The sequence below is a fragment of the Pseudoalteromonas sp. S8-8 genome, from assembly GCF_000497875.1.
GTDB classification, from domain to species: domain Bacteria; phylum Pseudomonadota; class Gammaproteobacteria; order Enterobacterales; family Alteromonadaceae; genus Pseudoalteromonas; species Pseudoalteromonas arctica.
In genome coordinates, this window is record NZ_AUTR01000017.1 from 1 (window position 1) to 25,090 (window position 25,090).

The 25,090-nt window shown below is 38.2% G+C and carries 22 protein-coding genes; 10 read left to right on the plus strand and 12 right to left on the minus strand.

Annotated features, from left to right (window positions below):
• The first annotated feature begins 3 nt into the window (after window positions 1-3).
• Window positions 4-1,299: an IS4 family transposase gene (locus L659_RS0104065; protein WP_032826755.1), complete on the plus strand. Its 1,296-nt coding sequence runs from the start codon at window positions 4-6 to the stop codon at window positions 1,297-1,299.
• 47 nt (window positions 1,300-1,346) lie between these two features.
• On the opposite strand, the gene L659_RS0104070 is transcribed toward L659_RS0104065, so the two are convergent.
• Together L659_RS0104070 and L659_RS1000000123340 are read right to left on the minus strand one after the other, a co-directional pair.
• Window positions 1,347-1,538, minus strand: coding sequence for a hypothetical protein (locus tag L659_RS0104070; RefSeq protein ID WP_007378921.1), 192 nt, complete (start codon window positions 1,536-1,538; stop codon window positions 1,347-1,349).
• Window positions 1,539-1,596: 58 nt separating this feature from the next.
• Window positions 1,597-1,770, minus strand: a complete 174-nt coding sequence (locus tag L659_RS1000000123340) for a DUF1328 domain-containing protein (protein WP_002961939.1) — start codon at window positions 1,768-1,770, stop codon at window positions 1,597-1,599.
• A 519-nt stretch (window positions 1,771-2,289) separates the two neighbouring features.
• On the opposite strand from L659_RS1000000123340, the gene L659_RS0104080 reads away from it, so the two are divergent.
• From L659_RS0104080 to L659_RS1000000123765, 5 genes are all read left to right on the plus strand, one after another.
• A complete protein-coding gene (locus L659_RS0104080; protein WP_007583814.1) occupies window positions 2,290-2,532 on the plus strand; it encodes an OadG family protein in 243 nt (80 codons plus the stop codon).
• An 11-nt stretch (window positions 2,533-2,543) separates the two neighbouring features.
• A complete protein-coding gene (gene oadA, locus L659_RS0104085) occupies window positions 2,544-4,325 on the plus strand; it encodes a sodium-extruding oxaloacetate decarboxylase subunit alpha (protein WP_024589691.1) in 1,782 nt (593 codons plus the stop codon).
• 13 nt (window positions 4,326-4,338) lie between these two features.
• Window positions 4,339-5,469 (plus strand): sodium ion-translocating decarboxylase subunit beta, encoded by a 1,131-nt coding sequence (locus L659_RS0104090; RefSeq protein ID WP_002961942.1) that lies wholly within the window; start codon window positions 4,339-4,341, stop codon window positions 5,467-5,469.
• 142 nt (window positions 5,470-5,611) lie between these two features.
• A complete protein-coding gene (locus L659_RS0104100; RefSeq protein ID WP_024589692.1) occupies window positions 5,612-6,583 on the plus strand; it encodes an aldo/keto reductase in 972 nt (323 codons plus the stop codon).
• A gap of 13 nt (window positions 6,584-6,596) precedes the next feature.
• On the plus strand, window positions 6,597-6,773 hold the full coding sequence (locus tag L659_RS1000000123765) for a hypothetical protein (RefSeq protein WP_007583822.1): 177 nt from the start codon (window positions 6,597-6,599) through the stop codon (window positions 6,771-6,773).
• Between the two features lie 74 nt (window positions 6,774-6,847).
• On the opposite strand, the gene L659_RS0104110 is transcribed toward L659_RS1000000123765, so the two are convergent.
• Window positions 6,848-8,161 carry a peptidoglycan DD-metalloendopeptidase family protein gene (locus L659_RS0104110; protein WP_007585425.1) on the minus strand — a complete coding sequence of 438 codons (1,314 nt, stop codon included), beginning with the start codon at window positions 8,159-8,161 and terminating at the stop codon, window positions 6,848-6,850.
• Between the two features lie 322 nt (window positions 8,162-8,483).
• Between L659_RS0104110 and tyrS the strand changes: the two genes are divergently transcribed.
• Window positions 8,484-9,683, plus strand: a complete 1,200-nt coding sequence (gene tyrS / locus L659_RS0104115; protein ID WP_007585427.1) for a tyrosine--tRNA ligase — start codon at window positions 8,484-8,486, stop codon at window positions 9,681-9,683.
• 96 nt (window positions 9,684-9,779) lie between these two features.
• Here tyrS and L659_RS0104120 read toward each other — a convergent pair whose 3' ends face one another.
• From L659_RS0104120 to folE2, 4 genes are all read right to left on the minus strand, one after another.
• Window positions 9,780-10,724 (minus strand): cobalamin biosynthesis protein CobD/CbiB, encoded by a 945-nt coding sequence (locus L659_RS0104120; RefSeq protein ID WP_024589693.1) that lies wholly within the window; start codon window positions 10,722-10,724, stop codon window positions 9,780-9,782.
• Entirely contained in the window at window positions 10,725-11,432 is a 708-nt protein-coding gene (gene mtnN / locus L659_RS0104125) for a 5'-methylthioadenosine/S-adenosylhomocysteine nucleosidase (protein WP_024589694.1), read from the minus strand. It abuts the gene before it with no gap.
• Between the two features lie 122 nt (window positions 11,433-11,554).
• On the minus strand, window positions 11,555-12,151 hold the full coding sequence (locus tag L659_RS0104130; protein WP_007582968.1) for a DUF2726 domain-containing protein: 597 nt from the start codon (window positions 12,149-12,151) through the stop codon (window positions 11,555-11,557).
• Window positions 12,152-12,267: 116 nt separating this feature from the next.
• Window positions 12,268-13,188, minus strand: coding sequence for a GTP cyclohydrolase FolE2 (gene folE2, locus L659_RS0104135; protein ID WP_024589695.1), 921 nt, complete (start codon window positions 13,186-13,188; stop codon window positions 12,268-12,270).
• A 232-nt stretch (window positions 13,189-13,420) separates the two neighbouring features.
• Between folE2 and arcB the strand changes: the two genes are divergently transcribed.
• Window positions 13,421-15,739 (plus strand): aerobic respiration two-component sensor histidine kinase ArcB, encoded by a 2,319-nt coding sequence (arcB, locus tag L659_RS0104140; protein ID WP_007582964.1) that lies wholly within the window; start codon window positions 13,421-13,423, stop codon window positions 15,737-15,739.
• Between the two features lie 16 nt (window positions 15,740-15,755).
• Here arcB and arcA read toward each other — a convergent pair whose 3' ends face one another.
• The 4 genes from arcA to trmB all read right to left on the minus strand — a co-directional run bounded on the left by arcA (window position 15,756) and on the right by trmB (window position 20,536).
• Entirely contained in the window at window positions 15,756-16,472 is a 717-nt protein-coding gene (arcA, locus tag L659_RS0104145) for a two-component system response regulator ArcA (protein ID WP_002962549.1), read from the minus strand.
• A 490-nt stretch (window positions 16,473-16,962) separates the two neighbouring features.
• The gene (locus tag L659_RS0104150; RefSeq protein ID WP_024589696.1) at window positions 16,963-18,567 is read right to left on the minus strand and encodes a sensor histidine kinase; all 1,605 of its coding nucleotides are present in this window, start codon (window positions 18,565-18,567) and stop codon (window positions 16,963-16,965) included.
• A 151-nt stretch (window positions 18,568-18,718) separates the two neighbouring features.
• Entirely contained in the window at window positions 18,719-19,744 is a 1,026-nt protein-coding gene (locus L659_RS0104155; protein ID WP_024589697.1) for a methyltransferase, read from the minus strand.
• A 66-nt stretch (window positions 19,745-19,810) separates the two neighbouring features.
• Window positions 19,811-20,536, minus strand: coding sequence for a tRNA (guanosine(46)-N7)-methyltransferase TrmB (trmB, locus tag L659_RS0104160; protein WP_007582957.1), 726 nt, complete (start codon window positions 20,534-20,536; stop codon window positions 19,811-19,813).
• Window positions 20,537-20,697: 161 nt separating this feature from the next.
• Here trmB and mutY point away from each other — a divergent pair, with 161 nt between their 5' ends.
• The gene (gene mutY, locus L659_RS0104165) at window positions 20,698-21,759 is read left to right on the plus strand and encodes an A/G-specific adenine glycosylase (RefSeq protein WP_024589698.1); all 1,062 of its coding nucleotides are present in this window, start codon (window positions 20,698-20,700) and stop codon (window positions 21,757-21,759) included.
• A gap of 35 nt (window positions 21,760-21,794) precedes the next feature.
• A complete protein-coding gene (locus L659_RS0104170) occupies window positions 21,795-22,067 on the plus strand; it encodes an oxidative damage protection protein (RefSeq protein WP_007582954.1) in 273 nt (90 codons plus the stop codon).
• A gap of 52 nt (window positions 22,068-22,119) precedes the next feature.
• Here the strand turns inward: L659_RS0104170 and L659_RS0104175 are convergent, their stop codons facing one another.
• A complete protein-coding gene (locus tag L659_RS0104175; RefSeq protein WP_024589699.1) occupies window positions 22,120-24,897 on the minus strand; it encodes an ATP-binding protein in 2,778 nt (925 codons plus the stop codon).
• Window positions 24,898-25,090: the final 193 nt, after the last annotated feature.

Genomic DNA, 25,090 nt, shown 5'->3' on the forward strand with positions numbered 1-25,090 from the left:
GATATATTCGCCACTCCTGACTCTTTATCTACATTTCAGAAACATATCCCTCTTGAGTGGATTTCTAATGTGCTCGAGCAGACCGATAAAGCAAGTATTCGCAAACGTAAGTTACCTGCTGAGCTTGTCGTCTGGCTTATCATTGCAATGGGTCTTTTTCGCGACCGCTCTATTAGTGACGTTGTTGAGAAGTTAGATTTAACACTCACTGATACCCTGGGCGATACGGTTGCTCCAAGTGCTATTCCTCAAGCGAGACAGCGCCTGAGTAGCGACCCCCTCCAAGCCTTATTTCACCTATGTGCAGCCCGTTGGACACAAGAAGAAGATGCTGATGATACGTGGTATGGACTCCGGTTATTTTCTGTTGATGGAACGCAATTTCGTGCACCTGATACACCTGCTCTTGCTGAGCACTTTCACTATATTAAGCACAGTAAAAACCGTCATACAGAATATCCTATTGTACGCCTATGCGCCTTAAGCTCCTTGCGTAGCCGGTTGATACACCACGTTGCCTTCGGGCCCAGTTATCAAGGTGAGGTGAACTACGCAAAGCAGTTATTTGGTCATGTAAGTGATAACAGTCTAACTATTTTTGACCGATGTTATCTCAGCGCTGAGCTACTGATTAATTGGCGTAAGCAACACCCACAGTCGCACTGGATGGTCCCGATTAAAAGCAACACGCAATACACCGTCATTGAATCTTACTCTGAGCATGACTTCAAAGTAGAGATGAGTGTATCTGCGCATGCCAGAAAACAAGACCCTTCGCTTCCTGAGTGCTGGCAGGCCAGACTGGTTCTTTATCCTGAGCCAATGGGGCCTGGAAAAATAAAAGGTCTGCTGTGCTCTTTGGATGATAAACAGGCTTTTGGTGCACAGGCCATTCTTGATGTCTATTTCGAGCGCTGGGAAATTGAAAATAGCTATGGAGAAATAAAACACCAGATGCTTGAGGATAGTATTCTTTTGCGTAGTCAGACTGTGGATGGAGTCAATCAAGAGCTATGGGGTATATTGCTAGCCTACAATTTAATTCGAGTAGAGATAAGTCGAATAGCCAAAGAGGCTAAAGTCTCCCCGCTGAGAATTAGTTTTGTCATGGCTTTGCGGGATATACAGGATGAAATACTCTGGTGTGCCATCGCTTCGCCAGGTTCAATTCCAAAGAAATTAAGGGCAATGCGAGAACGAGTGAAACGTTATATTCTTCCAGAAAAAAGAAAACGGCCCAAAAGTAGGACCGTTCGAATTTCAAAAACTCGGTACACCATTAAGTCAAAGCATGCTTAACTGAATGGTGTTAGCCCTAAGGCCGTTTTTTAGCGATACAAGAAGAATTAACAGTTAGTTTCTTCAGCGTTTACGCCTTCTTTAACATTTTCACATGCATCTTCTACTTTGTTTTGCACGTCAGTTACTGCTTCGTCAATACGTTCGCCTGCGTCTTCTGCATGATTGTCTTCACAACCCATGATGAAGAAACTTGCGAATAGACCGATTAGTGCTGCTTTTACAGTTGTTGAATTCATAATGTAATTCCTTGTAAGTATTAATTAAATTTTAGTGTTTGTTAGTTGAATGCTTTATCTACCTGGGTGATTTACCACGTAGTGCACCTGAAACTAATGAGATCACTAAAAGTACTAAAAATATAAAAAATATAATTTTTGCTATACCAGCTGCGGCACCTGCGATGCCACCAAAACCTAACACTGCAGCGATTAAAGCAATAACTAAAAATGTAATTGTCCAGCGTAACATTGTTTTCTCCTTGGTTATCAAATTTGCTCACAATAACTAATGCCAGTTATATGCCAAATTTTATTTTTGTTTTATATCAGACAGTTATGTTTTTTAACTGTGTTTTTAGTTATTAGTTAGTTAGTAATTTTTACGCTTTGTTATGTAAGTTATTCACACTGTTACAAGTTACTGGTAAATATTCACTAAAAATAATGTTTTTGGTAAGACCAATTAACAATTGATGTGTGTTTTTGTACTTATTATAAAATTTGGCGGTTATTTTTATTAAGTTGAATAGTTAATTAACAACTTCCATATAACTATTAGCTATAGTCGTTATTTTCTGTATGTATTGTAGGGCGCATGATTGCTGGGTTATGGCATGTAAATTTGTTGAGTGTTATGTTGTTTATAGTTTAATTGGTTTTACCAATTTACAAGATGTAGACAAAGCGACTAGTTTTGTTATTATCCAGTGAATAAATATTTAATTAAATCGATTTTTTATTTTCGATATGGGTTTCAAGGGGGAGAAAAATGGATATAGGTGCTCTACTCACAACGGCTGGTAGCTTAATGCTAACTGGTATGGTTGGGGTGTTTGTATTTCTGTCGATATTAATTGGTGCAGTAACGCTTATGTCTAATTTGGTGACGCGCTATAGCGAACCAGAGGCATCACCAGCTAAATCACCGTCTTTTAAATCTCAAGGTGTGCCTAATGAGCACATCGCTGCTATTAGTGCTGCCATTGCTCAGTACAAATCAAATAATAAATAAGGGGCACACACATGGCTAAATTAAAATTAACAGAATTGGTATTACGCGATGCGCACCAATCATTGCTCGCAACACGTATGCGCCTAGACGATATGCTACCTATTGCTAGCAAGCTAGATGATGCAGGTTATTGGTCTATTGAATCGTGGGGCGGTGCTACATTTGATTCGTGTATTCGTTATTTAGGCGAAGATCCTTGGGGGCGTATTCGTGCGCTTAAAAAAGCGATGCCTAATACTAAACAGCAAATGCTATTACGCGGTCAAAACCTATTAGGCTACCGCCATTACGCTGATGACGTAGTTGAAAAGTTTGTAGAACGCGCACATAAAAATGGCGTTGACGTATTTCGTATTTTCGATGCAATGAACGATGTACGTAACCTAGAAACAGCGATTAAAGCGGCTATAAAAGTAGGCGCACATGCTCAAGGTACTATTTCGTACACAGTAAGTCCTGTTCATACGCTTGATATGTGGCTGACTCTTGCTAAGCAATTAGAAGATTTAGGCTGTCACTCAATTTGTATTAAAGACATGGCGGGTTTATTAAAGCCGTACGATGCTGAAAAACTAATTAAAGCACTTAAAGAAACCGTATCGGTTCCTATTGCTATGCAGTGCCACGCTACAACAGGTTTAAGTACTGCGACTTATCAAAAAGCGATTGATGCAGGCATTGATATGCTTGATACCGCTATTTCATCAATGAGTATGACTTACGGACACACAGCAACTGAAACTATTGTATCGATAGTTGAAGGAACTGAGCGCGATACCGACCTTGATTTAAACCACCTAGAAGAAATTGCTGCTTACTTTAGAGATGTACGTAAAAAATATGCGGCATTTGAAGGTAGCTTAAAAGGGGTTGATGGTCGTATTTTACTAGCTCAAGTACCAGGTGGCATGCTTACAAACATGGAAAACCAACTTAAAGAGCAAGGCGCGGCAGATAAGCTTAATGAAGTTTTGCTTGAGATCCCACGCGTACGTGAAGATCTTGGTTTTTTACCTTTAGTAACACCCACGTCGCAAATTGTAGGTACTCAAGCAGTACTTAACGTGCTAACCGGTGAGCGTTATAAAACAATCACTAAAGAAACTGCTGGCGTATTAAAAGGTGAATATGGCTTAACACCAGCACCAATGAATAAAGAGCTACAAGAGCGTGTGCTTGATGGAGCAGAGGTTATTACTTGTCGCCCTGCAGATAACATTGCACCAGAGCTTGCAACGCTTGAAGCTGAATTATTAAAAGAAGCGCAAGAGCAAGGTTTAACACTTGCTGATGAGCAAATTGATGACGTACTAACTTATGCATTATTTCCACAAGTTGGTTTGAAATTTATTAAAAATCGTAATAACCCTGATGCATTTGAGCCTATTCCTACCGTTGAAGATAAGAGCAATAAGGCAGCACCAAAATCGGGATCAAATAATAGTAGCGTTAAAGCTGAGCAATACAGCGTAAAAGTAGATGGTAAAGTTTACGACGTAGTAGTGGCGCAAGGTGGTGAGCTAAAAGAAGTAACATTAAAAGACTCTGAGCACATTCCTCAGTCTGCTTCAGTTGCATCAGGTGAAACACTTAATGCCCCTTTAGCCGGTAATATTTTTAAGATTAAGGTAAAAGCTGGGCAAGTTGTTAACGAAGGTGATGTAGTGATTATTATGGAAGCCATGAAAATGGAAACCGAAATACGCGCAATGCATACCGGAACAATTGCTGAAGTGTTGGTTGGTGAAGGCGATGCTGTAACTACCGGCGACGCTATGATTGCATTAGCTTAGGAGTAAATAGAGGATGGAAGGTATTTTAAACCTCTGGAATGCTACTGGCATTGCTAACTTTACAATCCCATCATTAATTATGATTGCGGTAGGGTGTTTATTACTGTTTTTAGCGATAGCTAAAGGCTTTGAACCACTATTATTATTACCAATTGGTTTTGGTGCAATTTTAACAAATGTACCAGTGGCAGGTTTGTCAGACCCAGGTGGGCTTTTGTATTACGTTTATTACGTGGGTATTGATACGGGGATTTTTCCGTTGTTGATATTTATGGGAGTAGGGGCGCTGACCGACTTTAGCGCGCTTATTGCAAACCCACGTATGTTGTTATTAGGTGCGGCTGCACAGTTTGGCATTTTTGCTACATTGTTTGGCGCTATATTACTTAACTATGTGCCAGGTTTTGAGTTTACTCTACAGGACGCATCGGCTATTGCCATTATTGGTGGTGCAGATGGACCGACTGCAATATTTTTAGCGTCAAAACTGGCACCTGATTTACTAGGCGCAATAGCGGTAGCAGCATACTCATATATGGCATTAGTACCAATTATTCAACCGCCAATTATGCGTGCGTTAACAACCCCAGAAGAACGTAAAATTAAGATGCCAGAGCTTCGCAAAGTATCTAAAAAGGAAAAGATTATTTTCCCTCTTATGGTGCTTAGTTTAACGGCTATGTTTTTACCGGCTGCTATACCGCTTGTAGGTATGTTTTGTTTAGGTAACTTAATGCGAGAGTCGGGTGTTGTTGATAGATTAAGTAACAGTGCTCAAAACGAAATCATCAATGTTACAACTATATTTTTAGGTTTAGCTGTAGGCTCAAAGCTTGCTGCAGATAAGTTTTTAACTGTTGAGACGATTGGTATTTTAGTGCTTGGCGCACTGGCTTTTGCAATTGGTACGGCATCTGGCGTATTTATGGCAAAAGGACTTAACCGCATATCTAAAACACCTATAAACCCATTAATTGGGGCAGCAGGTGTATCGGCTGTGCCAATGGCGGCACGAGTAGTTAATAAAGTTGGCCTTGAAAGTAACCCACATAACTTTTTACTTATGCATGCTATGGGACCCAACGTAGCGGGTGTACTTGGTAGTGCAGTTGCTGCGGGCATATTGCTAGCACTCGTTGGCTAAAAATGTAATTTAAAATAGATTAACCATTAAGCGCAGTTTACTGCGCTTTTTTTTGTTCTTAATTTGTTCACCGCTAAATGGTTTCTTGTTCAGCGCTTTTTGTTTACAGTAACAGCTCTTCAAAATTTTAAGGATAGTTATCATGCTTCACACACCTTTAGCAAAGCACTTACCTCATGTTAGTAAACTTGTATTCGGATGCATGGGTCTGGGCGGCGGTTGGAATAAAGACGCAATCACTGATGCACATGTTAAGCAAACTCATGAATGCATAGATAGCGCTATTGAAGGTGGCATTAACTTTTTTGACCATGCTGATATTTATACTTTTGGTAAAGCGGAGCAGGTTTTTGGTAAAGCATTAAGCGAGCGACCAGAGCTTAGAGAGCACATGTATATTCAATCTAAGTGTGGGATTCGTTTTGAAGATGACTTAGGGCCAAAGCGCTATGATTTTTCATCAAAGTGGATTGAGCAATCAGTTGAAGCATCCTTGAAGCGATTAAATACAGACTATTTAGACGTACTTATGCTACATCGTCCTGATCCACTCATGGAAGTTAACGAAATTGCTCGTATATTTAGTTGCTTAAAAGAAAGCGGTAAAGTGCGCAATTTTGCCGTATCGAATATGCAGCAACATCAAATGAATTTTTTACAGCATGCACTTGATATGCCGATTGTGGCTAATCAAATTGAGGCTAGTTTACAAAAACATCAGTTTGTTGATGAAGGTGTATATGCCGGTAACAGTGACGGTAAAGATCTTAATTTTACGCCCGGTAGTATTGAGTACTGTCGCCATTTTGAAATTCAAATTCAAAGCTGGGGCAGTTTATGCCAAGGATTATACAGCGGCAGTGATTTATCAAACGCATCGCAGGCTGATATAAACACGAGTCTTTTAGTTAATAAGCTGGCTGCACTTTATGATACGTCTGCTGAGGCTATTGTTATTGCATGGTTACTGCGCCATCCCGCATCTATTCAGCCGATTATTGGAACAACTAATGCCAAGCGTATTAAAGCCTCTTGTGATGCTGTAAACGTACAACTAACTCGTGAGCATTGGTATGCACTTTATGTAAGCGCTAAAGGCCATGAGCTACCATAAGTAGGGCACTAATATGAATATATTCGTTATTTTAATTGGTTTGTTTGTCGCGCTAGCGATACTTATTCCATTGCTTGAAAAATATCAAAGTAAAATAGGGCTCAACGGTGCAACCAAATACAGCAAATATATTTGGCCATTAGTGATGGTGTCTTTAGTGATTCAGCTCATTTATGTATTAATGTATTAATGGTTTTTAGCGTATACAAAAAAGCCTTTGCAGGTTAAACCTGCAAAGGCTTTTTTAATGTTTATTAATAAACTTTATTTAAGTGCTAACTGTAGCTCGCGATTGCGCTCAAGTTGGGCAATAAAGTTATCTGCAATCGGTTTAAACTTAGCAAGTTCTGAGCGAGGTAGTGGCTCTGACTTAGGAAGTTTTACTGTTTTAGGATTACGATGAACGCCATTTACTAAAAATTCATAGTGTAAATGCGCGCCAGTAACACGACCCGTAGAACCTACAGTACCAATTTGTTGGCCCTGTTTAACTTTTTGGCCCGTTTTAACTAGTTTCTTATTTAGGTGTAAGTACTTAGTTACATATTGTGTGCCATGGCTAATAAATACGTAGTTACCGTTGTACTTGCTGTAACCCGCTTTAACTACCTTACCGTTACCTGATGCAACCACCGGTGTGCCAGTGCGTGCAGCAAAGTCGATACCACGGTGCGCTCTAACTTGCCCAGTAACTGGGTGTAAGCGACGAGGATTAAAGCTCGAACTAATATACTTAAAGCTTACAGGTGCACGTAAAAATGCTTTTTTCATGCTACGCCCTTCAGGCGTATAAAAATTGCCGTCGGTATGGCGAATCGCTGCAAAGCGCTGACCTTGGTTTACAAATTCAGCGGCAATAATTTTACCGGTACCAATAAACTCGCCATCAACATAGTGAGACTCGTAAATTAAGCCAAACACATCGCCTTTACGAATGTCGTTTGCAAAATCAACATCCCAACCAAATATGTCAGCAAAGTTCATTATTTGACGTTCGCTTAAACCTGCCGCTATTGCTGAAGTCCAAAAGTTGTTAGATATTTCGCCGCCAGCGGTTTTGGTTAGCGTTTCAATTTCTTTACTATCAATAGCTGTATCGTAGTTACCTTCTTCATTTAAGGTAACAAATAAAGTATCGGTTTTTGAAATCACATAGCGCAGTTGAGCCAAAGAGCCATCTTCAGCTGTCGCAAAGCTAAGTATTTCACCAGGGTGAATTTTAGTTAGCTTGCGCGTTTCTGCGTTAGTGTTAATTAGTTTATGGAGCGTTTGAGCTGAAAAACCAGCACGTTTGAAGATAATTGCTAAATTGTCGCCATTTTTAACTTTATGATCGACAAAGTCGTATTCTGGTAACTTTTCTGCTGCTTGCTCTGAATTTAACTCAGTTAATTTTTCGTTGTCATCAACTTTAACTTGTAACTCATAGCGCTTGCCTATCTCTAATGCATCTGCATTATTGTCTTTAGAAGCAGTCGCTTTTTCAGAAGGAAGAAATGCCAAGCCGGCAATAGCAGAAACTAAACCTAAAATAAGCAATTTGTGTTTTTTTGGGAGAGTGTTAACCACGTGAACCATAACGTGCCTTTTTCTGCTGTCAAGATAATAAATACATAATATTGCAGGATATACTTAATAATGTACGAATACTAGTGCTTTGTAGATTTAAACTAACCTTAAACTACGCTAAAATCAGGGTTAGGAAGCCTTTTTTAACGTCCTATCTAACTAAGACTCAATTCATTTTGTTTAGTTGCATTAATAACTTAAAAAGTTATTTTAATTAGGTAGAAATTTGTTATGTTAGCTACATATATATATTCGGTTTAAACCTATATTAAACCGTGATTACAAGTAACTAGTCCGCCCCTTCGTAGGCAGAATTTTGGAGTAACACAAAGTGGATTTACAAACCGCTCTAGCAGAGATAAAACGCGGTGCAGAAGAAATATTAATTGAAGACGAACTAGTTGAAAAACTAAAGTCGGGCAAAAAGCTAAAAATAAAAGCTGGCTTTGATCCTACAGCCCCTGATTTACATTTAGGGCACACTGTACTAATTAATAAAATGAAAACCTTTCAGGATTTAGGTCATGAGGTTATTTTCTTAATTGGTGACTTTACTGGCATGATTGGTGACCCAACAGGTAAAAACGTAACGCGTAAACCACTTACTCGCGAAGACGTACTAGCCAATGCCGAAACATATAAAGAACAAGTATTCAAAATTCTAGATCCTGCTAAAACCACTGTTGCATTTAACTCTACTTGGATGGAAAAGTTAGGCGCTGCAGGTATGATAAAACTTGCTGCAAACCAAACTGTAGCACGTATGCTTGAACGTGATGACTTTAAAAAGCGTTACGGCAGCGGCCAACCAATTGCAATTCATGAGTTTTTATATCCACTGGTACAAGGTTGGGATTCGGTTGCACTAGAGTCAGATGTTGAACTAGGCGGTACTGATCAGCGCTTTAACTTGTTAATGGGCCGTGAGCTACAAAAAGTTGAAGGCCAAAAGCCGCAAACAGTATTAATGATGCCATTACTTGAAGGTACTGACGGCGTTCAAAAAATGTCTAAGTCGCTTGGTAACTACATTGGTATTACTGATGCGCCTAACGATATGTTTGGTAAAATAATGTCAATTAGTGATGTGCTAATGTGGCGTTATTACGATTTATTAAGCGCGCTTTCTATTGAAGAAATTGCAGCTCAAAAAGAACGTGTTGAGCAAGGTACTAACCCGCGCGATATTAAAATTGAACTAGCTAAAGAGCTAATTGCTCGTTTTCATAGTGAAGCTGATGCACAAGGTGCACATGATGATTTTATTCAGCGTTTTCAGAAAAAAGCGTTACCAGATGAAATCCCAGAGCTGACAATCACTATTGCAGAAGACACTATTTTAATTGCTAACTTGCTTAAAGAAGCAAATTTAGTAGTAAGTACATCAGAAGCAATGCGTATGATTAAGCAAGGTGCAGTTAAACTTAATGGTGAAGATAAAATCACTGATACCAAACTTGAAATAGCAAAAGGCACAACGGCTATTTACCAAGTAGGTAAACGTAAGTTTGCAAACATCACTGTAGCTTAAATACCGTTTGAAAACTAAAAAACCAGCCTAGGCTGGTTTTTTTGTGCTCGTATTTTGGGGTCTGTAAATAGTTACGAGGTAGTCACTAAATAGTCACTAAATCACTTTTAATATTTCAATACTTACAATTACTAACAACCAAAATACACGCGCCTGATTTAATCTATTAATTATTACAGGTACATCCTCGGGTGTAGGTAGTCTATCAGTACCTATACGCATTTTATTAAAGCGAGTACCTAAATAAACTGCAGGCCCGCCCAGCTGCACGCCAAGTGATGCAGAGCATGTGCTTAGTAGCCAACCTGTATTTGTTTGATAAAAATGTCTACCATAATGCTTTATGTAGTGCATGCTTTGTTTGCTCGCTCTACTTGCTGCAATAGTTAAAGCGAGTAAGCGCATTGGAATATACTCAATAATAAACAACAGAGTTTTAAGCGGTTTTAAAAAGTAGCTATTTGGGGATATATCACTACGCCAGGCTTGTTGTATTAAAGTAAATAATCGATAGGCGAGGGCAGCAATAGGGCCAAAGGCTAAAAATATAAATATAACTACGAAATAGTATCGAGCAGTGCGCAGTATTAAGCTTTCAATTAATGCTTTAATAATACCAGGAGATGAAAGCCTATTAACTTCACGGGCAAGCAGTGGTTTTAGTAATTCGCGTGCCGTCGATTTTTGATTTTGTTTAGTTAGCTTTGCAATGCGAAGTGCTTTTTTATCAATACTCTTACTCTCTAAGCATAAGTATAAAATAAGGCCAGCGAGTAATTCAGGATAAAAAGCAAACTCGAGTAGTAGCACTACAATAATGAGAATGACACTTAAAATGAGCGTGCTTGCGAGTATAGCTGCCAAATATTGATAGCTTTTAGGTTCTTTGCTTTTGTATATGCGTTTGCCAATAGCACTAAAAACAGCATTTAACGCCGTATTAGGATGATACCAGCTAATAAGGGGAATAAAGCGCTCAGCAAGGAGCGCTAGTATGAAGGCAATAAAGTCCAAGTGGTTTTGAACAATATTGCTAAGCATTTACAGAGACACTGCAGTTAGCTTTTCTAAAAGTGCGACAACCATTTTAGATGAGTTGATTGATGCTGTTTCTAGGTATTCTTCGAATGATTGTGGTGATTCTTTACCTGCTATATCAGACATTGAGCGAATTACAACAAATGGTGTGTTAAGCGTAAAACACGTTTGTGCAATCGAAGCGCCTTCCATTTCAACGGCAAGCATTGTAGGAAAATCACTGCGTGCTTTATCAATACGTACCGGATCACACATAAATGTGTCACCAGTACAAATTAAGCCAACAAGTGTTTTAACATCACTGATTTGTTCGATTGTTTGTTGTGCTGCTTCAACTAACTTAGGGTGAGCTGTAAAGCCTGCTGGCATTTGTGGTACTTGGCCAATTTCGTAGCCAAAAGCAGTAACATCTACATCGTGATGACGTACTTCTGACGAAATTACTACGTCGCCAACACTTAGAGAAGGATCGAATCCACCGGCAGAGCCTGTGTTAATTACGCAATCAGGTTTGAAGTTATCAATCAGTAAGGTAGTTGCAATTGTTGATGCTACTTTACCAATACCAGATTGAACAAGTGTTACTGTGTTACCAGCCAATTCACCAGTATAAAAAGTGAAACCTGCTTTAGTTAAAATTTGTGGGTTTTGCATCGCTTCACGTAAAATTTTAACTTCTGGCTCCATTGCGCCAATAATACCAACATTCATAATGTTTAATTCCTGAGTTTGAATCACTTGATTATACGTGAAGTTAGCAATAAAAAACAAAAAAGCGAGCTTGTTTATGAGCTCGCTTTAAATACTTTTTAGGAGAGTATTTAATTTGGTTTTTAAATTTCAGCTAAAGCAGTTGTTTGTGCTTTGGCTTGAGAAGGTGAAAGTACCGCTGGCTTATGTGAGCGATTACGAACAGGGCGCTGCGTTTGTGTTGCTGCAGGCTTACCAAGTTTAAACATAATTGCATCGCGTACTTCAGAAGGACGGTAGCCTGATTTAACTTTCATACGAATATGTGGAATGCCCGCAGACTCTAGTGCACCGTTTACAAACCAGTCGCGTTGAGCTTTGTGACCATCTTTATTAGCATTGTTAACTAGGTCAACGGCCGCAACAATAGTTAGTTTTTCTTTATCGATTAATACAAAGTCGAGTTGCTTATTTTTAGCTTTAGCTAAAGCAGCACGTTTAGATTTAATAGAAAGACCTTGCTTACAGTCAATAACGTCAATTAGCTTAACGCGACTAACAATTTTATATTGATCGCCTACAGCACGCTCGAGAAGATTTAAAAAAGCGCCTTCAACCTGCGTAAAAACAGTTTGCTTGCGGGTAAAAGGATACGGGTTTCCGCCATCGTCATTAAATTTTGACGCAACAACAGAAGCCCCGACAACTAATACTAGAATTAATAATAAAGCGAATTCCATACGGTAACTCCATAACAACAAATTGACACTGCTCAAATAAAGCAATTTACGTGCCTAAAAAGTATGAGTTATAAAATAATTACCAACTGTTTATAAAAGCTAAAACTATGTAGCTATTAAGCTTTGTATCCACCTTCAATACCTTTAACCGCAATAGCTACAGCATCGTGTGCATGGAGTGATTCATAATGGTTTATTTGCAGCCAGTAATCGCTGTAATTATCTGTTTCTAATAAAGCTTTAATTTTACGCGCTGCATCTTCACAAAACATAAGATTTTGACCATTTAAACGGGCAAATTCTTGCTCGTCTTCGCGTTTTACTGCCGCTTGTACAGGCGTTTTAAGTTCAGCTTCGAGGGTATTTATTAGAGTCACTACGTCAAATTCTTGAATATTGCTATCAAGCTTTACTTTTACGTTGGCAATAGAGCGCTGCGAGTGAGGTGTAGCGACTATGCCTTGTGTAGTGCCTAGCCATTCGTGCACATCTTTTTGGCTTAAGGTTTCTTGGTTAAACTTTTCGTTAAACGCGTTTTGTATAAGCTGGCGCGCAAGTGCTGCAGAGCAAGGGCACGTTGAAGAATAGGTAACATCTACAGTTAGCTCGTAGCTAATAATGTTATTTTCAATTGTACTGGTAAGTACAACTGGGTAGCTTTTCCAGCCCGCTTTACCACTTAATAGTGATTTACGGCGTAGCGGTAATTCAAATTTAAATTCAATTTGTGCTTTATCGCTCAGCCCTTCGTGGCTAGTTATAAAAGTATCGAGTGCTTGCGCTATTGTTTGCGGATTGACTTGCTGCTCAGTTGAAAGCAGGTCAAGTGCTAAAAATAGACGTGACATATGAATGCCTTTGGCATCTTCTTTATGCAAATTTACAAATGCACGAGCTTTGGCATTTACTGTAACTGGAGATAAGTCTCGTGACTCAAAAATAAATGGCAGTTCGATTTCGCCCATGCCAACCCAGTCTAATTTACCTGTTTGTAAAGCGGGTGCAGTGTCTGCTATATCTGGCATATTGGTTTGCATGTGCGCTACTCGTATTTTGGAGATAATAAAGCGGGGCATTTTACACTAAATAATTTATTGCTGAAATGATGAGTTTAAGAGATGAGCAAAATCAAACATGAAAAATTCTGTTTTTATCGCACAACATGGGTAGTGGTAGGAGAAAAATGCTAAAATCTGGGAAAATGGTATGTTTATACATGCGCATTGCCTTCTTTATATTTAAGCACACAGCTAAGAGATAAAATTACGTATGACCGATTATTCTTTGAGCCCTTGGGCTCGGGTACTTTCCAGCTCAATAACGCGATTTGGTGAATTTAAAACCGCAGCTATTTGTTACACTTTATTTTTAACTGTATCTCTTATTTTATCGAGCATGTTTTATTATGTTGCGATAGGCGAATTACACCTTGTTGATATTTTGGCTGTGGTATTTTTTACTGCTGTGGTTTCTCCTTTAATTATAAGTGTATTACTTAATTCAATTCGTCAATTAGATGCCTCGTATGCTTATTTAGATAGCGCAACCAAACAGGAAAAACTCTTAAACCAAACCCTAAAAGACAACATTAGCCGTTTAAATATTGAAATTGATGAGCGTAAAATGGCATTTCATGCCAAGCATCGCGCTATTGAAGAGCTGCGCCGAGAAATTGCTGAGCGTAAAAAAACACAACAAGAACTTGCCCAACAAAGTATGTTGCAACGCTCAATCGTTGATTCATCTCCCGATCTATTTTATTACCGTGATAACAACGGTGTATTTGCCGGCTGTAATAAAATGTTTGAAGAGGTAATGGGAAAATCAAGTAGTGAGCTAATAGGAAAAACGGTAGAGCAGATATTCCCGAGTCATTTTTTAGCTGAAGTTTTGGCAACCGATAAAGAAGTAGAGCAAAGCCATAAAGCACTAACTATCGATGTGGGTTATGAAGTAAATGGTGAAACACGTTGGTTTGAGCTGCGTAAATTACCTTTTATAAATGATGACGGTGACTACATTGGTTTACTGGGTTTTGGTCGTGATATCACTAGCCGTAAAGAGGCAGCACAAGCGCTCGAAACTGCCTATAAAGACAAAGGTAAGTTTATTGCTACGCTGAGCCATGAACTACGTACTCCTTTAAATGGCATTGTTGGTTTAACGCGTATGTTATTAGATACAGAGCTTAATAAGCAACAGCGTAGTTGGGGCAATACTATTTTTTCGAGTGCTGAAACACTCGGCAATATTTTTAACGATATTATAGATTTAGATAAAATAGATAGAGATCAGCTCGATATAGCAACCAATTCTATTAATGTGTCAGACTTTATAAACGATGTAGTTAATTTTGCAGGCTTAATAGCAGAGCAAAAAGAGCTTGAGTTTGATATTAAGCGCAATGGCATACTTGATGTTTACGCGCAGCTCGATCCGACTCGATTACGCCAAGTTGTTTGGAACTTAATTAACAACGCCGTTAAGTTTACTCAGCAAGGCAAAGTAACACTCGAATGCAGCAGAGAAAATCGCGTAGAAGGCCCATGGTTAGTTATTAAGGTACTGGATACCGGTCAAGGTATTCCACCAGAGCAACTTGCCCATATATTTGATATGTATTACAAAGCGCCGGATTTAAAAGGCACTAACGCGATAGGCTCAGGTATTGGTTTAGCTGTAACTAAGGCACTTGTAAGTGCAATGAAAGGGATAATTACGGTAAATAGTACTGAAGGCGAAGGAAGTTGTTTTACAGTGCAAATACCGCTTAGTTTATGTGTTGCACCAACAGAGCAAAGTTATGTTGGCCGTGGTTTGTATATTCTACTAGTAGAAGATGTGCCTCTTAACGCCGAAATTGCTACAAACCTATTAGAGCAACGCGGCCATGAAGTGTTATGGGCTGAAACCGGTGAAGATGCACTCTCGTTTGTCGAAACCGAAGATGACTTAGACTTAGTACTACTTGATATGCAATTGCCAGATATAAACGGTGACGTGGTTGCTAAGCAAATACGCTCAGATAGCCACTTCGATAAATTACCTATTGTTGCTTTAACTGCCAATGTACGCAGTGCTGAAAAAGAGCTTGAAGGTATATCAATACAAGGTGCGTTGGCTAAACCAATTAACACAGTTAAGCTTGATAAAATGCTGGCTGACTTATTTGGCATTAAGCAAAGTGAATGCACAGAGCCACAGCTAAAAGTAAGTGAAGAAGCGCTAGAGGGCATTGATGCACACTTATTAGATATTGAAACAATAGAAGACTTTGTAAATTCGATGGGCTTAGTTGTATTTAGACGCAGTAGTCAGTTATTCGAAAAGCTAAGTCCACAATATCAGCAAGAATTACTTACCTCATTAAATACCGGCGATAGAGAAGAGTATGAATCAGTAGCGCATAAACTTAAAGGTGCGGCTGGCTCGGTAGGTTTAAATGATGTGCAGCTTCATGCCAAAATAATGGAGCATGGTGCGATTGATGAATCTGATGAAGTGTTAAAGCAGTGGTTAGATGTTTTAGCAGATAAAATAAATGAAGGACAAAAAGCCCTTCATTTATTTTTACAGCAATTAGAGTAAAACTAATTAGCTCTAATTAAGCGTCAATTTTACCAATGAAACGGTAACCTTCACCATGGATGGTGCTGATTAACTCTGACGTTGAGTTATCACTCTCAAAATGCTTACGAATGCGACGAATAGTAACATCAACAGTACGGTCATTTGCACGAAGCTCACGGCCTGTCATGTGCTTGATTAATTGCTCACGACTAAAAATACGACCTGGAGAATCAAGCATTAAACGAAGTGCTCTGTACTCACCTTTTGGCAAACGTTTAGCGTCGCCATTTGGAGAAGTAAGACAACGGCTATTCTCATCAAGTTCCCAACCGTTAAACGTAATAACACCATTTGTTTCTAGTGCTGACTCTTCACCGCCTAAAGCAGTACGAGTAATAAGGTTGCGAGCTCTAATAGTTAATTCACGCGGGTTGAATGGCTTAGTAACGTAGTCATCTGCGCCAATTTCAAGACCTAAAATACGGTCAACATCGTTATCACGACCCGTTAGGAATATAAGACCTACTTTACGCTTTTGGCGTAATTCACGGGCTAAAATAAGACCGTTTTTACCAGGAAGGTTGATATCCATAACTACAAGATTAACGTCATCGTTATTTGTAAGCTTGTCATGCATATCATCGCCATCAATGGCTTCAATAACTTTGTACCCTTCAGCTTCAAATAAACTAACTAGGTTCAGTCGAGTTACGTCTTCATCTTCTACGATTAGAATGACTGGCGTTTGCATTATTAATTAACCTTTTGGAATATTTTATTTATAAAAAACCGGTGACGAATTTATAACCGATTACTAGAGATTATAGGATTATACCCATTTGTTAACAAGGAAAAAACAAATTGGATAAAAATAAAACAGTAGGGTGTCCAAAGTCTACTAAAAAGGGCAGTGCAAAAACTACTGTTTAATTGATATATACGTGGATGTAGCTATTTGAATCATAAAGTCGAAGCCATTTTCCTTTAATAATTGATACATCATTCAATCAAACAAGGTACTTAAAATAATCAGACTAATTCAAAGCAAAACTATATCACTTTCTAACCTTTCATCAATGTATGTGATACAGCAAAGATAAAAAAGTTCATAAATCGCTTGGTAATATTTATTTAATGCAATTAAATAATGTTACGCGCTTATCACATGCCTCATTAATGAGGTCATTAAATGCTAATTCAAGGATAAATTTTAAATATATGCACTTTTTAGTGATCTTTATTTAAGGAATAGTAATTATAAAGCGAGCACCGTGTTTTTCTTCAAGATCAAACATAACTCTTCCGCCAAGTGCTTGTGTTACTAGGTTGTAGACCAAGTGCATGCCTAAGCCGCTTGCGCCTTGTCCGCGCTTTGAAGTTACAAACGGGTCAAAAATTCTATTTTTAATGTTTTTATCAACGCCTTGACCATTGTCAGAATAAACTATTGTTAATTTTTTCCCTACCAGTTCTACGTCAAAGCGAATTTCATTATTTTCTTTACCTATAAATCCATGGATCACAGAGTTCATAAGCAACTGCTGAAACACTTGTTGCAGAGGTTCAGACTTACTATGAATAGCCAAGTCGGTCGGACAGTTAATAATAACGACAGGCTTTTTAGGCAGTAGTTCAGATTGAATCGATGTTAAAACATCACTTATTAATTTATGTACATTAATATAGGTATTAACACCGTCATCTTGAATAACGGCCACTTTTTTAAAGTTAGATATCAGGTCTGCGGCACGATTTAGATTACGATAAATTAAGTCTAAGTTTTCAATACCTTCATCTATAAAGCGTTTTAGATGGCTTGAGGTAAGTTTTTTATCGTCAAAGCTTTGCTGTATATCTGCCAGTTTATCTCGAAGTAATGTAGAGCCTGTAATACCTAGCCCTATTGGTGTATTCACTTCATGGGCAACCCCAGCAACCATTTGCCCAAGCGATGCCATTTTTTCGTTTTCAACAATTTGCGTTTGATACTGATGCATTCGCTCAAGGGTTGATAAAAGCTCTTGATTTGCTTCTCTGAGAGCGATTGTTCGCTGGTTTACTTTTTCTTCAAGGCTTTGGTTTAGTTGTTTTATTTCTTGTTTATCTTTTTCGTGGCGCTCAAGTTGCTTTTTGGTGCGTGTAAGCATGATATTTAAACTATTTGAAAGAGCGGTTATTTCTTTTACATCGGTTATTGGCGCGCGTGCATCATAGTTATGATTTTTAGATACATCCTGCAATAGCATGCTTAACTGCTCTATTGGCTTGGCTATACGTCGTTGAACTTTTATAGCAATAAAGTAAACAACTACCAAAATTAATAGAGTTAATAGCACGTCTATTAATATTTTTCTCTCAATATAAGTCTCTAAACTTTCGAGGCTCCCTCGCATATATACATAACCTACCAACTTTTCGTTATCGTAAATAGGGCGGGTTAGTTCAATATGATCGCTCGTAATTCGTGGCGTTTTTAGCTCATCAACACTGTCTATTCTTAACGGCACTGGAGGCGTTTTTTTTGCATTGAAGCTAATAAAAAAAACAGGTTTTTGAGATGCTTTTTCTATTGAATAAATATGTATGTTTTTTACAAGGGGGATATTTTCAAATGACTTGAGGCGTTTTTCTTCTGTTTTTCTATCATCTTCAACTACTGATTTACCAGCATCAAAAGCTACAATTTCAGAAAGTATGACGAGTTTATTAATGATTAATTGCTTTTGCTCTTTTACGCTTAAATAAGTAGATATCGAAATAGATAGCGACAAGCAAATAGCTGTAATAAGCATAATTAAATTTATGAGTGCTTTGCGAATGCTACTTTGATGAACTTTTTTAGGCATTATTTCGTTATCGCCTGAATTAATTTTGATTATTTAGAGTTTTAGTTTAGCAAAGACGGGAGAAAATGAAGGAAAAAAGCTAAATTAATTCTTATATTTATGCGAAGGTTAGCTTGAGCGCGTTTGCACTCAAGCATTTTTAAAAATAATACTAGCTGCTATATACGGCAAACTTGTTATTTTTAAATACCGTTTGGTAGCTTTCAAATTGCGTTTCTAAAATAGGCGGGTATTTTAAAAAGCTGTTAGCAACAATATTCAGCTTTCCTACTTTAGTTAAATGCTGTTTTGCATTTGCTAAAAATGTTTCTGCTACTGTGTAGTCGGTTGCAATACCTGTATGAAAAGGTGGATTGCTAATAATTAAATCAAACTTACCGGTAATGCTTTTAAGGCCGTCACTTAATATCGCTTCGCCTTTGATGTTGTTAAGCTTTAGAGTTTGCTGTGTTGCGTAAGTTGCCAGTGCACTTACATCACTACACACAAACTCAAGTGCTGGATTATGCAGCCCTAAAAAGGTTGCTATTAAACCTGCACCACAACCAAAGTCGAGAACCCTACCTTGCTTAATTGTCGGTGCGTTTTCGAGTAGAACTTTCGTTCCCATATCTAAACTACCGTGATTAAACACCCCTGGGACACTAATAGCTGTAAACTCGGTGTCGGCAACATTAACAACAAACTTTTTATGGTAGGTCGTAATATCAAAATCAGGGTGCTGGGTAATCTCAGCAAATGAGTAAAGAACGCAGTGCTTAGCTGAATCAATTTTGTTACTAAACTCAGCTTTACCAGCTAATTGCTTTTCAATTGATTTAACACCACTTTTGTTTTCACCTACCACCAATAGTTCGGCATCATCAGTAATAGTAGATCGAATATTATCAAGCGCCATTAATAACTCAGGTTTTGATTTAGGATAGTAAAGAATAACTAAATCGTAGCCGTTACCTGGTATTGTGTGATTTACACAAATCTCAACGTCTTTGGTATTTTTAGCAAACTCACCGTTAGCATGGTTGTAGCTAAATGCAGTTACCTTGTTTTGCGGGTTAAGTTTTTTAAGCTCTGTTAAAAAGCCATCTTGAACAAAGTTGACCACCAAGATAGATTTGCCCGTTAGTGCCTCGCTATTACGAAGTAACAGTAAACTTGGGTTGGTTAGTACGCTCATAAATGGCTTTGCCTTACAGTATGTTTAGTTTTATCAAAAATAAAAGTGAGTGCTTAAAGTTACAAATTACTCAGTACGTTCAAACATTAAATCCCACACGCCATGACCTAGGCGATGTCCGCGTTGCTCAAACTTAGTAAGCGGGCGCAAATCTGGACGTGGAACATAATCGTTTGTTTCTGATTGGTTTTTAAAACCAGGCGCTACATTCATTACTTCGAGCATATGCTCTGCATAGTTTTCCCAATCTGTTGCCATATGAAAAACGCCACCCATTTTCAGTTGGGCTCTTAGTTTTTCAACAAACTCAGTTTGTACGATACGGCGTTTATGATGACGCTTTTTATGCCAAGGATCAGGGAAAAACAACTGTAGTGTTGTTAAGCTTTCATTAGGTATACAGTCTGCAAGTACTTCAACTGCATCGTGTTCAAAAATACGTAAGTTAGTAATGCCTGCTTCATCGGCATCCATTAAACAAGCACCAACGCCTGGGCGGTGTACTTCAATACCAATAAAGTTTAGGTGAGGGGCATTTGTTGCCATTTCGACAAGCGATTTACCCATACCAAAACCAATTTCTACTACTACATCGTTGTTGTTGCCAAAAACTTCGCTTAAATCAAGCATACCGTTTTTATGCTCTAGGCCCATTGTTGGCCAGCATTTTTCGATTGCAGCGGCTTGGCCTTTGGTTAATCGACCTTCGCGTTTTACAAAACTGCGAATGGTGCGGATGTATTTACCTTCTTGCTTAGCTTGCTCAAGGTTAGTGTTGCTTGATTCACTCATATTATTGGCCTGACAAAAACAATGTGTTTAAAAATGGTTGCATATTATCCCTGACCGAGCCCGCAATCACAAGTATTAGCTGGTTTTACACGCCCTATAGCTTGATCTTTTTATTAACTACAATAGACTGAGCCGCCATTGAGCATCAGTAAAAGTACAATATGTTGGATTTAAATAAAGAACAGTCTAATTCGTTTTCTAATCAAGTCGTTGATTGGTATCACCTTCATGGGCGTAAAACACTTCCATGGCAGTTGGGTAAAGCACCTTATAAAGTGTGGGTGTCTGAGGTGATGCTCCAGCAAACTCAAGTTATTACTGTTATCCCATATTTTGAAAAATTTATGCAAAGCTTTCCAGATATTATTGCTTTAGCCGATGCTGATGAAGATTTAGTACTGCATCACTGGACCGGCTTAGGGTATTACGCTCGTGCGCGTAACTTACATAAAACAGCTAAAATAGTACGTGACAAGTACCAAGGCGAATTTCCGCAAACGCTTGATGAAGTAATGGATTTACCGGGAATAGGGCGCTCTACTGCCGGGGCTGTTTTATCATTGTCGCTTGGACAGCATCATCCAATTTTAGATGGGAATGTTAAGCGAGTCTTAGCGCGCTACTTTATGATAGAAGGTTGGTACGGTGTTAAAAAAGTCGAAAACCAGCTTTGGCATTTATCAGAGCAATTAACACCTAAAAATAATGTCACCGAATTTAATCAAGCTATGATGGATTTAGGTGCGAGTGTTTGCTCACGCAGCCGGTTTGATTGCGAGGCTTGCCCATTAAATTCAGGTTGTGGTGCTTTTAATGCAGGTAAAGTAAAAGAGTTTCCACATTCTAAACCTAAAAAAGCAGTGCCGAAGAAGAGTTGTCATCAGTTAATTGTTCAGTGCGGCGATAAAGTGCTTATGGAAAAACGCCCTAACAGCGGTATTTGGGGAGGACTATTTGGCTTTTTTGAATTTAATGAGTACGAGGAGCTTCAAATGTTTTTAGCTCAGCAAGGATTAGAAGCCGACTTAGTAGAGCTTGAAGCGTTTATTCATGTGTTTTCACATTTTGAGCTGAAGATTAATCCGCATGTGCTCAATGTTCAGAAAATTCCTGATGTAGTAAATGACAAACAATTAGTGTGGTATCCGCTTGATCAATCAATAGAGGTTGGCCTAGCAGCGCCAACTAAAAAGTTGGTTAAACAAATTACAGCAATAGTATAGAATAGCCCCATATTTAGCGTTAGAGAGAATCAATCATGGCACGTACAGTATTTTGTCAAAAGTTACAAAAAGAAGCCGAAGGGCTTGGCTTTCAGTTATACCCTGGTGAAGTTGGTGAAAAGATTTTTAATAACATCTCTAAAGAAGCGTGGGGTCAGTGGCAGCATAAGCAAACAATGCTTATTAACGAAAAGCATTTAAATATGATGGACCCAGAGCACCGCACATTTTTAGAAGAGCAAATGGTTGGCTTTTTGTTTGAAAACAAAGATGTGGAAATTGAAGGTTATCGACCGCCTGAAAAATAATATTTTAAACATAAAAAAAGGGCTAAATAGCCCTTTTTTTGTGTGCGATTATTTAATCACTTAACTCATCTTCTTGCTCAGAGATTTTAATTTGTTCTTTTAAAAATTGAGCTGCTTTAGAGTATTCAATTTCTAACTTATCTCTTAAGTCTATTAATTCATCGGTTGTGAGTTCACCTTTTTTACATTTATCTTCAAATGCACTTGAAAGTTCTGCCACCGTTAGGGCACCAATTGTTTTGGAGATCGATTTTAATTGATGACACCCTTCAATAATCTCATCTAAATCGTTAACCATAACGCCTGAATTAATCCCCTTAATTAGCCCTTGGCTTTGTTCTAAATACATTTTGAAAAAGCGTAACTGTTTAGCTTCGTCACCATTTACATATTTAGCAACTGCTTCCATATCAATAGGTAGCGCCATGGTTTGATGGATAACTACATTCTGGTTTTGGCTTTGCTTATCGCTCCAGCGTTTTAAAGTGTCCTCTAACGCGTTTAGCTCTATAGGTTTGGTAATGAAGTCGTTTATACCTACGGCTAAACAACGCTCTTTTTCGCCTTTAAGTGCGTTTGCTGTTACAGCAATAATGTAAGGCTGTGCATCAATTGATTCTAATAGCTCTGCTTCGTTACGGATTTTTTCGACCATATCGTAACCCGACATTTTAGGCATGTGTAAGTCGGTTAAAATAAGTGAGTAATCACCTTTTCTCCACATATCTAAGCCTTCTTCACCGTTGTTTGCTATCTCAACGCCAAAACCTAGTATGTGTAATTGATCGGTTAGCACTTGTTGGTTTAAAAGGTTATCTTCAACAAGTAAAACCAATTTGTTTGATTTACGAGCTTGCTCAACATTTAAATAATTATTAAGTGTTTTGGTTTTTTTAATTTGTTTAGGTGTATGCAAACCTGCAGCGACTAAAATAGACAGCATAAAATTAGACTTACATAAAGGAGAGGCATTAATATAAAAAATATTATTATGATTTATAGCCGCTTCATCAAGCTTGCTTAGTACAACAACTTGTTGTTTATAATCCTCTAATGAATAAAATAAGCGTCTTAGCAGCGCGTTTGTTTTATCCATATTGTCTATGCCATCAGCCACCCAAATAATATCTTGCGAATGTTGGTGCTCTTCAATTTCTTCTTCTGTGTGTGCATAAACTATTTTAGCGCCCATAAACGATAAATAACGGTACATTGTTTTTTCACGTTCTAGGTGATTACTAACTACAACAATTTGCTTACCATTTAATGCACCTTTGTGTGCATATTTAATTCTACCCGATGTGCTAAACGGCAGTTCAACAGTAAACTCACTGCCAATTCCTGTATGGCTAGTTACATGAATAGTCCCTAGCATAAGCTCAGTTAAGCTTTTACAAATAGAAAGACCTAAACCTGTCCCTCCATATTCTCGGGTAATTGAATTTTCGGCTTGAATAAACGGATTAAATATTTCGCGTAGTTGTGCCTGCGACATGCCTTTACCGTTATCAGTTACGCAAAAGCGTAAGGTAAAGTGATCAGTCGTATTATGTACCACCTCTACTGATATTTTTACATGCCCTTGGGTTTTTTCATCAGTGCTCGTAAATTTAATTGCGTTGCTACATAGGTTATAAAGAACCTGACGTACACGTACGCTATCACCGGTAAGATTTATAGGAATATCTGGTGCTATTGCTAGCTCTAAATCAAGCTCACGTTTTTTAGCAACAGATGAGAGCACACGAGCAACTTCTTCAATAGTATCGGTTACCGAAAATGGGATCGGATCAATATTTAGCTTTCCAGCCTCAATTTTAGAAAAATCTAAAATATCATCCAAAATGCTCAATAACGAAAATGCTGATTCACGAATAATCGTACTTAAACGATGCTGAGCGCCATCAAGTTCGGTCTGGCGCAGTAAATCAATAGTACCTATAACACCATTCATCGGTGTTCTTATTTCGTGGCTCATCGTTGCTAAGAACGTTGTTTTAGTTTCGCTTGCTCGCTCTGCTTTTAATGTGGCTTGCTCAAGCGCTAAGGTACGATTTTGCACTTCGGCTTCTAGGCCATTTTGTAATTTATAAAGCTCTTTTTGTGCAGAGTCATTCTCGCTCATTGCAGTTTGTACTTTTTGTAGCAATAAGTTGATGTTTTTTGCTACTACACCTAAACCAATATCAAGTTGCTCATCAACATTACTATTGTAATTAGCATCTTCAGTGATTGCCTGTAACTCTTGAGTAAGAGTGTCAGTACTTTTACGTAAGCGCGTATTAATGTACATATTAAACATTAAAGTAAGTATAAATAATGCAGCAACACTCGCTATCGCGATGATGTAAGCGATAACTTGAGAGTCTTGAGCGCTTAAAGGTGTGGCTGGTATGTTTTGCTTAATAATAAGCTCGCCAATGGGCTGATCGTTTAACAATAGTAGGTGATGCAGGATACCTTCTTCTTTTAAGTGCTTTTCAGTTTTAACAGAAGCGATGGCCGGTTTACTGCTGCTATATACCAACTGAGTATCTGATGTAGCATTGAAGCGATATAGAGTATATTCAAAGTCACCGTCTAATAAGGAGGTTAAATCAAGTAACTGTTCTACTTTACCTTGACCATACATAGTTAATGCATCAACCATAGGTAAGTCTAATCTATCGGCAAGCGTTACAATATTAATAGATGATGCTGGTTGGGCTGTCTTAACTTCAGTTTGTGTATAAAATGAGTGGGCAACAATAGCGAGCGCTGTTACAGCAATATTAATGATTAAAAAAAGTGGCAGTAAGCCTTTTACTGGCGATGAGAATTTACTCTGCATTGATTGTTTCCAATTGATGTGTTTTTACTACGATAAGTCCCTATCGTACGTATCTAAGCTAATCGTAACATTTACAAAAAATAATTCACTACGGTTTTAGTCTGATTTAGTTATATTTATTTATAGTTATAGTTCGATTTGTGGTAAAAACGAACGTTATTAATAAAAAATGCACTGAGTTGTCTGAAAACCG

Excerpts from the sequence above, each read along its gene's own strand:
- L659_RS0104070 (WP_007378921.1), bottom strand. The coding sequence starts at position 1,538 with ATGAATTCAACAACTGTAAAAGCAGCACTAATCGGTCTATTCGCAAGT.
- L659_RS1000000123340 (WP_002961939.1), bottom strand. The coding sequence starts at position 1,770 with ATGTTACGCTGGACAATTACATTTTTAGTTATTGCTTTAATCGCTGCA.
- L659_RS0104080 (WP_007583814.1), top strand. The coding sequence starts at position 2,290 with ATGGATATAGGTGCTCTACTCACAACGGCTGGTAGCTTAATGCTAACT.
- oadA (WP_024589691.1), top strand. The coding sequence starts at position 2,544 with ATGGCTAAATTAAAATTAACAGAATTGGTATTACGCGATGCGCACCAA.
- L659_RS0104090 (WP_002961942.1), top strand. The coding sequence starts at position 4,339 with ATGGAAGGTATTTTAAACCTCTGGAATGCTACTGGCATTGCTAACTTT.
- L659_RS0104100 (WP_024589692.1), top strand. The coding sequence starts at position 5,612 with ATGCTTCACACACCTTTAGCAAAGCACTTACCTCATGTTAGTAAACTT.
- L659_RS1000000123765 (WP_007583822.1), top strand. The coding sequence starts at position 6,597 with ATGAATATATTCGTTATTTTAATTGGTTTGTTTGTCGCGCTAGCGATA.
- L659_RS0104110 (WP_007585425.1), bottom strand. The coding sequence starts at position 8,161 with ATGGTTCACGTGGTTAACACTCTCCCAAAAAAACACAAATTGCTTATT.
- L659_RS0104120 (WP_024589693.1), bottom strand. The coding sequence starts at position 10,724 with ATGCTTAGCAATATTGTTCAAAACCACTTGGACTTTATTGCCTTCATA.
- mtnN (WP_024589694.1), bottom strand. The coding sequence starts at position 11,432 with ATGAATGTTGGTATTATTGGCGCAATGGAGCCAGAAGTTAAAATTTTA.
- L659_RS0104130 (WP_007582968.1), bottom strand. The coding sequence starts at position 12,151 with ATGGAATTCGCTTTATTATTAATTCTAGTATTAGTTGTCGGGGCTTCT.
- folE2 (WP_024589695.1), bottom strand. The coding sequence starts at position 13,188 with ATGCAAACCAATATGCCAGATATAGCAGACACTGCACCCGCTTTACAA.
- arcB (WP_007582964.1), top strand. The coding sequence starts at position 13,421 with ATGACCGATTATTCTTTGAGCCCTTGGGCTCGGGTACTTTCCAGCTCA.
- arcA (WP_002962549.1), bottom strand. The coding sequence starts at position 16,472 with ATGCAAACGCCAGTCATTCTAATCGTAGAAGATGAAGACGTAACTCGA.
- L659_RS0104150 (WP_024589696.1), bottom strand. The coding sequence starts at position 18,567 with ATGCCTAAAAAAGTTCATCAAAGTAGCATTCGCAAAGCACTCATAAAT.
- L659_RS0104155 (WP_024589697.1), bottom strand. The coding sequence starts at position 19,744 with ATGAGCGTACTAACCAACCCAAGTTTACTGTTACTTCGTAATAGCGAG.
- trmB (WP_007582957.1), bottom strand. The coding sequence starts at position 20,536 with ATGAGTGAATCAAGCAACACTAACCTTGAGCAAGCTAAGCAAGAAGGT.
- mutY (WP_024589698.1), top strand. The coding sequence starts at position 20,698 with ATGTTGGATTTAAATAAAGAACAGTCTAATTCGTTTTCTAATCAAGTC.
- L659_RS0104170 (WP_007582954.1), top strand. The coding sequence starts at position 21,795 with ATGGCACGTACAGTATTTTGTCAAAAGTTACAAAAAGAAGCCGAAGGG.
- L659_RS0104175 (WP_024589699.1), bottom strand. The coding sequence starts at position 24,897 with ATGCAGAGTAAATTCTCATCGCCAGTAAAAGGCTTACTGCCACTTTTT.